We start from the raw sequence: 8078 nt of genomic DNA, 5'->3' as shown, positions 1-8078 counted from the left end.
CCCGGGGTCGTGGGGGGCGCCGCGCGGCTGTCCGACCAGGGCCACGGTACGGGTCGCGGAGCGCAGCGACGCGGCGCCGGCACAACCCGCGCACAGGCCGGCGGGAGCGGCCGGGTCGCACGCATAGGCACAGTCCTGCACCACCTTCATCGGCGGCAGAAGTGCTGCGAGCGCGCGCACCGCGGTGGACTTGCCGGTGCCGCGGTCGCCGAACACCAGCACGCCGCCGACCGAGGGATCGACCGCGGCGATCAGCAGCGCACGCTTCATCTCCTCCTGGCCGACGATCGCGGCGAAGGGAAACGGCGGGCGCCGCGCCGCGCGCACGGATCGCGCGGCGCTGGTGGCGTCGTACGGCAAGGACCGCCGCTCAGGCCGCGCGCTTCAAGTGCAGATCCGACCAGATCGCGGCGAGCGCGCCGACCAGATGGTCCATGTCTGCGGCGCTGTGCAGCGGCGAGGGCGTGATGCGCAGCCGTTCGGTGCCGCGCGGCACGGTCGGGTAGTTGATCGGCTGCACGTAGATCGCATAGCGGTCGAGCAGGATGTCGCTGATCCGCTTGCACTGCACGGGATCGCCCACCATCACCGGCACGATATGGCTCGGATTCGCCATGTGCGGCACGCCAATCGCATCGAGCCGCCGGCGCAGCTCCGCGACGTTTGCGTGCATGCGCGCGCGCTCCTCGCCCGAGCGCTTGAGGTGGCGGATCGCGGCGCGCGCGCCCGCTGCGACCGCAGGCGGGATCGCGGTGGTGAAGATGAAGCCCGAGGCGAAGCTGCGCACGAAGTCGATCAGGTTGGCGGAGCCGGCGATGTAGCCGCCGACCACGCCGAACGCCTTGCCGAGCGTGCCCTCGATCACGGTGAGCCGGTGCGCCACGCCCTCGCGCTCGGCGATGCCGCCGCCGCGCCGGCCGTAGAGCCCGACCGCGTGCACCTCGTCGAGATAGGTCATCGCGCCGTGCGCTTCGGCGACGTCGCAGAGCTCGGCGATCGGCGCGACATCGCCGTCCATCGAATAGACGCTCTCGAACGCGACCAGCTTCGGCCGGTCGGGGTCGAGCGCGGCGAGATGGCGGTTCAGGTCCTCGGGGTCGTTGTGCCGGAATACGATCCGCTCGGCTTTGGAGTGGCGGATGCCCTCGATCATCGAGGCGTGGTTCAGCGCGTCCGACAGCACCACGCAGCCGGGCATCCGCGCGGCGAGTGTGGACAGGGTCGCCCAGTTCGACATGTAGCCGGAGTTGAACAGCAACGCCGCGTCCTTGCCGTGCAGATCGGCGAGCTCGAGTTCGAGCCTGACATGGTCGTGGTTGGTGCCGGCGATGTTGCGCGTGCCGCCCGCGCCAGCGCCGCAGCGGTCGATCGCCTCGTGCATCGCCGCCAGCACCGCGGGGTGCTGGCCCATGCCGAGATAGTCGTTCGAGCACCACACCGTGACCTCGGCCGTCCCCTTCGCGCGATGATGGGTCGCGCGCGGGAAGTTGCCGGCCTGGCGTTCGAGATCGGCGAAGTGGCGGTAGCGCCCCTCACGGCGGAGGCCGTCCAGGGCGGAACGGAAGAAGGCCTCGTAGTTCATGTTGCCTCCGTGTGTGCGACGGCGCGGGCGATCTGCGTCCGCCGGTGAGAGGTGGGGGGTGACGGCTCGTCGGGAAGACGGGCGGCGCGACCGCCGAGGCTCCAGGACCAGAGCGCCTCGGAGCGGACCGGCAGCACCAGGAACGCGTGCTCGAGCGCGCCGAGCGCGGCAAGCGTGCCGAGGATCGCGTATCCGGTCGCCGCGACCGGCGCGGTGCTCCAAGCTGCGGCAAACAGCAGCACTGCGGCCAGCAGTGCCGCGGCGAAGGCGGGCGGAAACAGCGGGTTCATGCGCCCCGCGGTGAAGTGGCTCGCGAGGTAGCGCATGTGCTCGGGCAGCAGCCCGGCATAGGTGTTGCGCACGCCGAGGAAGATGTTGAGCTTGGTCGAGGTGCGCATGGCCCAGAGCAGCAGCATGGTCCAGGCGCCTGCCATCGTCGCCCCGCCCCAGGAGAGCGCGAACACCAGGGCCGTCAGGGCCAGGATCGTGAGCTCGTGCCAGAGGATCGCGCCGACGGCGAGGCGGAACCGGGCGGCAAGCGAGAGCCCCGGTGGCGCGGGAGCGCGGTTCGGGCCGGTGATCAGCCCGGTGAGGAAGGTCAGTTCGACCCAGGCCCACACCATCAGCCCGCAGGCGAAGGAGAGATAGACTGCGCCGATCGTGGTCTCGTGCGCCGTCGCCGCGACGCCGATGAGGGCGGCCAGAAGCAGCAGGCTCGCGGCCGCGACACTCCGCCGCCGCGCCCGCGGCGGCAGGCCGTTCAGCCAGAAGATCGCGCCCGTGCCGAACCACCACGCGAACAGCGTGGCAGCGACGGCGAGGGCGGTTGCGGTCACGACACCCCCTACCAGGCCGGGCTCAGCCGCACCTGCGCGGGCAGCTTCGCGTGCTTGCCCGGCAGCAGGTAGAGGCGGATGAACGTTGCGGCGGCGGAGAGACCCAGGCCGAGGCGCCGCACCCGGCCGCCGAGCCCACCTCGCCTCTTGGCCTCACCCATTGCTTCGGTGATCCGGAACATCCGTTCGAGCCCGCGCAGGAAGGCTGGGTTGTCGAGGTCGAGTGTGACCGGGAAGACCTGCTTCGAGACCTCCGTCGTGATGCGGAACACCTGCATGTCGTAGTCGGTCGGGAGCAGGCCGAGCGCCTTGTGGAACTCGGGGCGGGCATGGTCGCGCACGAACATGGTGGCGAACACGGCGAGCTGGAAGAAGCGCACCCACAGCTTGTTGAGCCCCGTCAGCATGTCGGGGTTCGCGCGCATGAGCAGCGCGAAGGCCTCGCCGTGGCGGAACTCGTCGTTGCACCACTTCTCGAACCACTTGAAGATCGGGTGGACGCGGTTCTCGGGGTGCTTCTCGAGTTGACGGTAGATCGTGATGTAGCGCGCGTAGCCGATCTTCTCGGAGAGATAGGTCGCGTAGAAGATGAACTTGGGCTTGAAGTAGGTATATTTCTTCGCCTTGGTCAGGAACGACAGATCGACGCCGACGCCGCAGTCCTTCAGGCTGTCGTTGATGAATCCGGCGTGGCGGCTCTCGTCGCGCGCCATGTAGCCGAACAGCGCCTTCATGTCCGGGTTGGAGGCGCGCTTCTTGATCTCGGCGTAGAGCACGCAGCCCGAGAACTCGGCCGTGACGGAACTCACCAGGAAGTCGAGGAACTCCTTGCGCAATCCCTCGGGCAGGCTATCGAGGCGGAACGCGTCGAACTCCTCGGTGCGCGTGAAGTGGCCCTTGTTGGGGTCGGACTCGAACTCGGCCATCAGCCGATCCCAGTCCTCGCGGATCGGCGCCACGCTCATTCTGTCCATGGCGTCGAAATCGGTGGTGTAGAAGCGCGGCGTCAGGACCGTGTCCTGCAGCGCGAGCTTGGTCGTTTCGTTGACCGGCTTGCGGCCGGTCGCGCGCTCGGCCGCAACGTCCGCGATGGTCTCGTTCAGCGCCTTCTCCGGCGCGGGCGTCACATCATACATGCGCCGCCTCCTTCGGCTCGAAGCCGACATGATAGAGCTCGGTAAGCTCGAAGATCGCCGCCATCTCGGTCTTCCAGCGGTCGAACCAGCCGGCACGCACCACCGTCGCGCGGCAGGTCATGGTGCGGCGCTCGTTGTAGCCGATGCGCGTCGGCACGCCGTGCAGATAGACCGTGTCGCCCGGATTGATGTCGATGTCCTGCGGGATCGCGTAGGCGTGCAGGCTGTCGGGCGACTGCTCGATATCCACCTCGCACGTGATCTCGACCGTTCGTCGGCCGAGCAGGCGATCGATGATCATGGCGTGTTCCTCCCTGCCGTGATCAGCCTCGCGAAGGTTTCGATCTGGGTCTGACCGAAGGCGCCGAGATCGACGAAGCGTCCCGTCGCCGGGTCCTCGAGCGTGAGCCGTCCGTCGCCCCAGACAGTGAGGCGGAACGGCGTGTCGCGGCCGAGCTCCTCGCGCTTGCGCTCGCGCGCGAGCCCGCGCAGCGTCGCGCGGACGAAACCGCCCTCGCCCGGGGCGATGACGCTCACGGCAGTGCCGGCGCGGGCGTCGATGATGTCCACGCCCCCATCCATGCGGTCTTCGAAGCGCAGGTCACGCGCCGCCACCGCGCCGCCGGCCGGCTTGTCCTGCGGCTGATCCAATCCGCCCGCCGCCAGCACGCCCGCGAGTGTGACCGCGATCATCGCCCCGCCCACCACCAGCGGGTTTGCGATCAGACGGCGGGGCGATAAGTCCATCACACGCCTCATGCCGTGACGGGCTCGGGCCGCCGCACGTCGTGCGGCGCCGTGCCGAGCTCGGGTGAAGCCGGAGTCGGCATGCCGGCGGCGGCGGCAAGCGCGCGCGACAGGAGCTGTGCCAGTTCGGCGGGCGCACGGATCATCCGCAGGCTTGGCTCCGGCGCGCTGAAGTGCCACGGGCGGACATGCGGCCACATCAGTGCGTAGGATACCCTGTGCGGCGGCACCAGGCACAGGGCGATGTCGCCCGTGCCGTCGCCATGCAGCCGGACGCTCGCCGAGCCGACGACCGCGAACGGCAGGTTTACGCTGACCGGCAAGGCTACGCCGCCCTGGAGGATCACGCGCCGCGTCGTCACCGAGTAGACGGTCGCGCGCGCCGACAGCCAGGCGAGCAGCGTCAGCATGCCGACCGCAGTGCAGGCCAGCAGGATCAGCGGCACGAGGCCGAACAGCGCCTCGCCGGCGGTGAGCCCGTCGCGCAGGCTGGCGACGAAGCCGAACGCGGCGAGGATCGCGAAGTAGATTGCGACCGCACGCACGCGATAGGCACGCACGGCGAGCGGCCACCACGCGGGCGCGCCCTGCCACAGCAGCCGCTCGCCCTCGGGCAGGCGACCGGGGATACCGCGGATCTCCTCGGTCTCGTGCTCGAGCAGGACCGGCGCTGTCACAGCAGCGGCCCCAGCCGGTCGGCGGTGGCGTAGCGGTGCCCGCCGCCGAAATAGGCGCAGATGCGATCCTCCTCGCGCATGGTGATCTGCTCGGGGCTGCGCAGACCCGGTGCGGCAGGGAAATGGCGGGCAAGCACCGCGGAGACCAGGACCTTCCGCCGGTTCGCATCGATCCGCACCAGAGTCATCGGCACCAGCACCTGGCGCGGGCCGGCGGGTGTCGCCACCTCCGCCTCCAGGTAGCGCAGCACCACCTCCGACTTGTCCACCCAGAGGTCGCGGCAGGTGCCGGCGATCTTGCCGTCCGCCGCGACGATCTCCATGCCGCGCGGGTCGGGATCGTCGGCGTCGAGATGGAAGTCGCTGGCGACGCGCAGCGGAACGATCTTTGGCACATTCCCGTCGAAGGCGAGTTCCGGCTCGTCCGCGCGGAGCGCGTAGGCGGCGGGACCCACGCCGTCCTGCATCGGATCGCCGGTCGGCGTCAGCGGCGAGCCCGGCACCGAGGAGACCGGCGCGGCAGCGAGCGGCGGCTCGTTGTCGGGCCGCGGTTGCACCACCGTGCTGCCGTCGTGCAGCAGGAACGTCTTCTTCTCCGGCATCGCCGGGAAGCCCTGCACGACCACCCGCCCGTCGGTCCGGTCGCTCACGAGCGGATAGCCCTCGCGCTTGTTCTCGCGCAGCAGGTAGAACACCAGCCCCGCGAAGAAGATCCAGAACGCGTAGAGCACGACCTGCGCGACATCGATATGTCCGGTTATGGCGCCGGTTTCCATGACCTCACCTCGCTCTCAGGCTGGCGGGTGACGCGGGCGCGTCGAGCCGCCGTGTTGGCCGTGCGGGATCCGTCCGTGCAGAACGCACGAGCGGCCCGATCACGGCGAGGGTTGCGAACAGCAGCACGATCTCGATGACATAAACCGCGCCGTAGCCGGTCTCGGGGCCGGTGAGCGCCGGGCCGAGACGCCCCGATGCGGCGAGCGGAACGACCGCGTCGCGGATCAGCCCGCCGAGTGCGATCGCGACGCCAGCCGCCGTCGCCTGCACCGCGCCCCAGGCGCCGAGCGCGAGCCCGACCTTGCCTTCGGGCGCCGCCTCCATGCAGGCGCTCAGCATGCCGACCGTCAGCAGGCCAGCGCCGAAGCCGATCAGCGCGGTGCCGGCCGCAAAGAACGCGGGCGACTCGAAGGGCGCGGCAGCGAGCACGAGCACGAAGGCGACGATGCCTGCGAGCGCGCCGTGCGCAGCCAGGCGGTGCGGATCGAAGCCGCGGCAGAGCGTGCGAGCGGCGATCGCGAAGGCCACCACGCCGCCGGCCGCGAACAGCGCGGTCAGCGTGGTCGTGGTGCCGACCGAGAGCCCCAGGATCTGCCCGCCATAGGGTTCCAGCAGGATGTCCTGCATCGCGAACGCGCCTGTCCCGAGACCGACCGCCACCAGCCGCCGGTCCCACTGCCGCTCTGCACAGAGCCCGCGCCAGCTCTCGCGAAACGAGGGGATATCGCGGTCGTGCCGAGTGCGCGACGGATCGCGCGCCTCCTGCTTCCAGAGCGCGATCACGTTCAGCGCCATGGTCGCCATCGCCGCGCCCTGGATCACCTGGATCAGCCGGAGCTGGCTGAAGTCGCGCAGGAGCGCGCCGAATCCCAGGCCCGCGACCAGCATGCCGATCAGCAGCATCAGCAACATCAGCGCGACGACCCGCGGCTGGGTCTCGCGCGGCGCGAGGTCGGTCGCGAGCGCGAGGCCCACGGTCTGCACCGTGTGCAGCCCCGCGCCCACCATCAGGAACGCGAGCGCAGCGCCGGCATGGCCGACCCACATCGGACCCGTCGTGTCGCCCGAGAGCAGGATCAGCGCGAACGGCATGATCGCGAGCCCGCCGAACTGCAGCAGCGTGCCGAACCAGATATAGGGAACGCGCCGCCAGCCGAGGAACGAGCGGTGATGGTCGGAGCGGAAACCGATCAGCGCGCGGAACGGCGCGAACAGCAGCGGCAGCGCCACCATGGTCGCGACCAGCCCGGCCGCGACGCCAAGCTCAACGATCATCACCCGGTTCAGGGTGCCGACCAGCAGCACCGCGCACATCCCGACCGAGACCTGAAAGAGCGAGAGCCTGAGCAGGCGCGGCAGCGGCAGGTCGGGGCTCGCCGCATCGGCGAAGGGCAGGAAGCGGGTGCTGACCCGCGTCCAGCCTCGCGCCAGCGTGGCGTTGAGCTGCCTCATCGGCGCACCAGTTCCAGCGCCTGGCTGGTGTAGAAGCCGGAGGCGATGCGCTGCGTCCGCTCGGCCCGCCACCCCGCGAGCCCGGGTGCTGCGGCCAGCAGATGCCGCAGGCGCCGTTCCGCCACCGGCGCGATCGCGGGTGCGCGGTCGCGCTTCGGGAACAGCGAGCCCGCCGCGTGCATCGCCGCGAGCAACATCGTGCGCGGCGCAAAGGTGAACAGCATCGAGCCGCCCGTGCGCGCTGCCAGCCCCGCGACCGCCTCGACCGCGTCCGCGGCGCGGTAGTGGATCAGGCTGTCCATCGCGACGACGTGGTCGAAGCTGCCGAGCGCAGGCTCGAGCATGTCGCCGACCAGCCAGGTGACATGGCCGGCACCGTGATCGGCACCGGCGCGCTCGCGCGCGAGCCCGACCAGGGTGGGCGACAGGTCGATCGCCACGACGTCCGCGCCGCGCCGCGCCGCCTCGATCGCGAGCGCGCCGGTGCCGCAGCCGGCATCCAGCAGCCGCGAACCACGCAGGTCCGATGGCAGCCACGCGAGCAGCGTGGTGCGCATGGCCTCGCGGCCGGCGCGCACGGTCGCGCGGATACCCGAGACCGGCGCGTCGGAGGTCAGCCGCGTCCAGGCCTCGACCGCTGTGCGGTCGAAATAGGTGAACAGCTCGCCGCGGCGGGTCTGGTAGGTCGCACTCGGCATCAGTCGAACCCCAGCAGGTCGAAGATCTCACGGTCGCGCAGCGGCTGCGCCTCCAGCGGCTCGGTGCCGGCCCAGAGCATGGCCGCAAGCCGAAGATACTCCTGCTGCACCGCCTCTAGTTCGGGCGACGGTTCCATCTCGAACAGCGTCGCCTTCTTCAGCCGCGAGCGGCG

10 protein-coding genes are annotated in these 8078 nt (G+C 70.5%); all 10 read right to left on the bottom strand.

Annotation, left to right across the window (positions count from 1 at the left end):
* Positions 1-360: ATP-binding protein (locus ACTIFU_RS20795; RefSeq protein WP_439580236.1), on the bottom strand; the 360-nt coding region annotated here is incomplete at its 3' end.
* A 10-nt stretch (positions 361-370) separates the two neighbouring features.
* The gene (hemA, locus tag ACTIFU_RS20790; RefSeq protein WP_439580235.1) at positions 371-1582 is read right to left on the bottom strand and encodes a 5-aminolevulinate synthase; all 1212 of its coding nucleotides are present in this window, start codon (positions 1580-1582) and stop codon (positions 371-373) included.
* On the bottom strand, positions 1579-2418 hold the full coding sequence (puhE, locus tag ACTIFU_RS20785; protein WP_439580234.1) for a putative photosynthetic complex assembly protein PuhE: 840 nt from the start codon (positions 2416-2418) through the stop codon (positions 1579-1581). Before puhE ends, hemA begins: the two co-directional genes overlap by 4 nt.
* A gap of 8 nt (positions 2419-2426) precedes the next feature.
* Positions 2427-3554 (bottom strand): magnesium-protoporphyrin IX monomethyl ester (oxidative) cyclase, encoded by a 1128-nt coding sequence (gene acsF / locus ACTIFU_RS20780; protein ID WP_439580233.1) that lies wholly within the window; start codon positions 3552-3554, stop codon positions 2427-2429.
* On the bottom strand, positions 3547-3855 hold the full coding sequence (locus tag ACTIFU_RS20775) for a hypothetical protein (protein WP_439580232.1): 309 nt from the start codon (positions 3853-3855) through the stop codon (positions 3547-3549). The genes acsF and ACTIFU_RS20775 overlap by 8 nt, the downstream gene beginning before the upstream one ends.
* Positions 3852-4301: a photosynthetic complex assembly protein PuhC gene (gene puhC, locus ACTIFU_RS20770; protein WP_439580231.1), complete on the bottom strand. Its 450-nt coding sequence runs from the start codon at positions 4299-4301 to the stop codon at positions 3852-3854. The genes ACTIFU_RS20775 and puhC overlap by 4 nt, the downstream gene beginning before the upstream one ends.
* Positions 4302-4309: 8 nt before the next feature.
* Positions 4310-4978 carry a photosynthetic complex putative assembly protein PuhB gene (gene puhB / locus ACTIFU_RS20765; RefSeq protein WP_439580230.1) on the bottom strand — a complete coding sequence of 223 codons (669 nt, stop codon included), beginning with the start codon at positions 4976-4978 and terminating at the stop codon, positions 4310-4312.
* Positions 4975-5754 (bottom strand): photosynthetic reaction center subunit H, encoded by a 780-nt coding sequence (puhA, locus tag ACTIFU_RS20760; protein ID WP_439580229.1) that lies wholly within the window; start codon positions 5752-5754, stop codon positions 4975-4977. The genes puhB and puhA overlap by 4 nt, the downstream gene beginning before the upstream one ends.
* Before the next feature lie 4 nt (positions 5755-5758).
* Positions 5759-7207 (bottom strand): PucC family protein, encoded by a 1449-nt coding sequence (locus ACTIFU_RS20755; protein ID WP_439580228.1) that lies wholly within the window; start codon positions 7205-7207, stop codon positions 5759-5761.
* The gene (bchM, locus tag ACTIFU_RS20750) at positions 7204-7905 is read right to left on the bottom strand and encodes a magnesium protoporphyrin IX methyltransferase (protein ID WP_439580227.1); all 702 of its coding nucleotides are present in this window, start codon (positions 7903-7905) and stop codon (positions 7204-7206) included. The genes ACTIFU_RS20755 and bchM overlap by 4 nt, the downstream gene beginning before the upstream one ends.
* Between the last annotated feature and the right edge of the window lie 173 nt (positions 7906-8078).

It is taken from the genome of Elioraea sp. (assembly GCF_051860475.1).
Lineage (GTDB): Bacteria > Pseudomonadota > Alphaproteobacteria > Acetobacterales > Acetobacteraceae > Elioraea.
The sequence above is the reverse complement of the archived record's forward strand: the minus strand, read 5'-3'. Positions and strand labels throughout refer to the sequence as shown.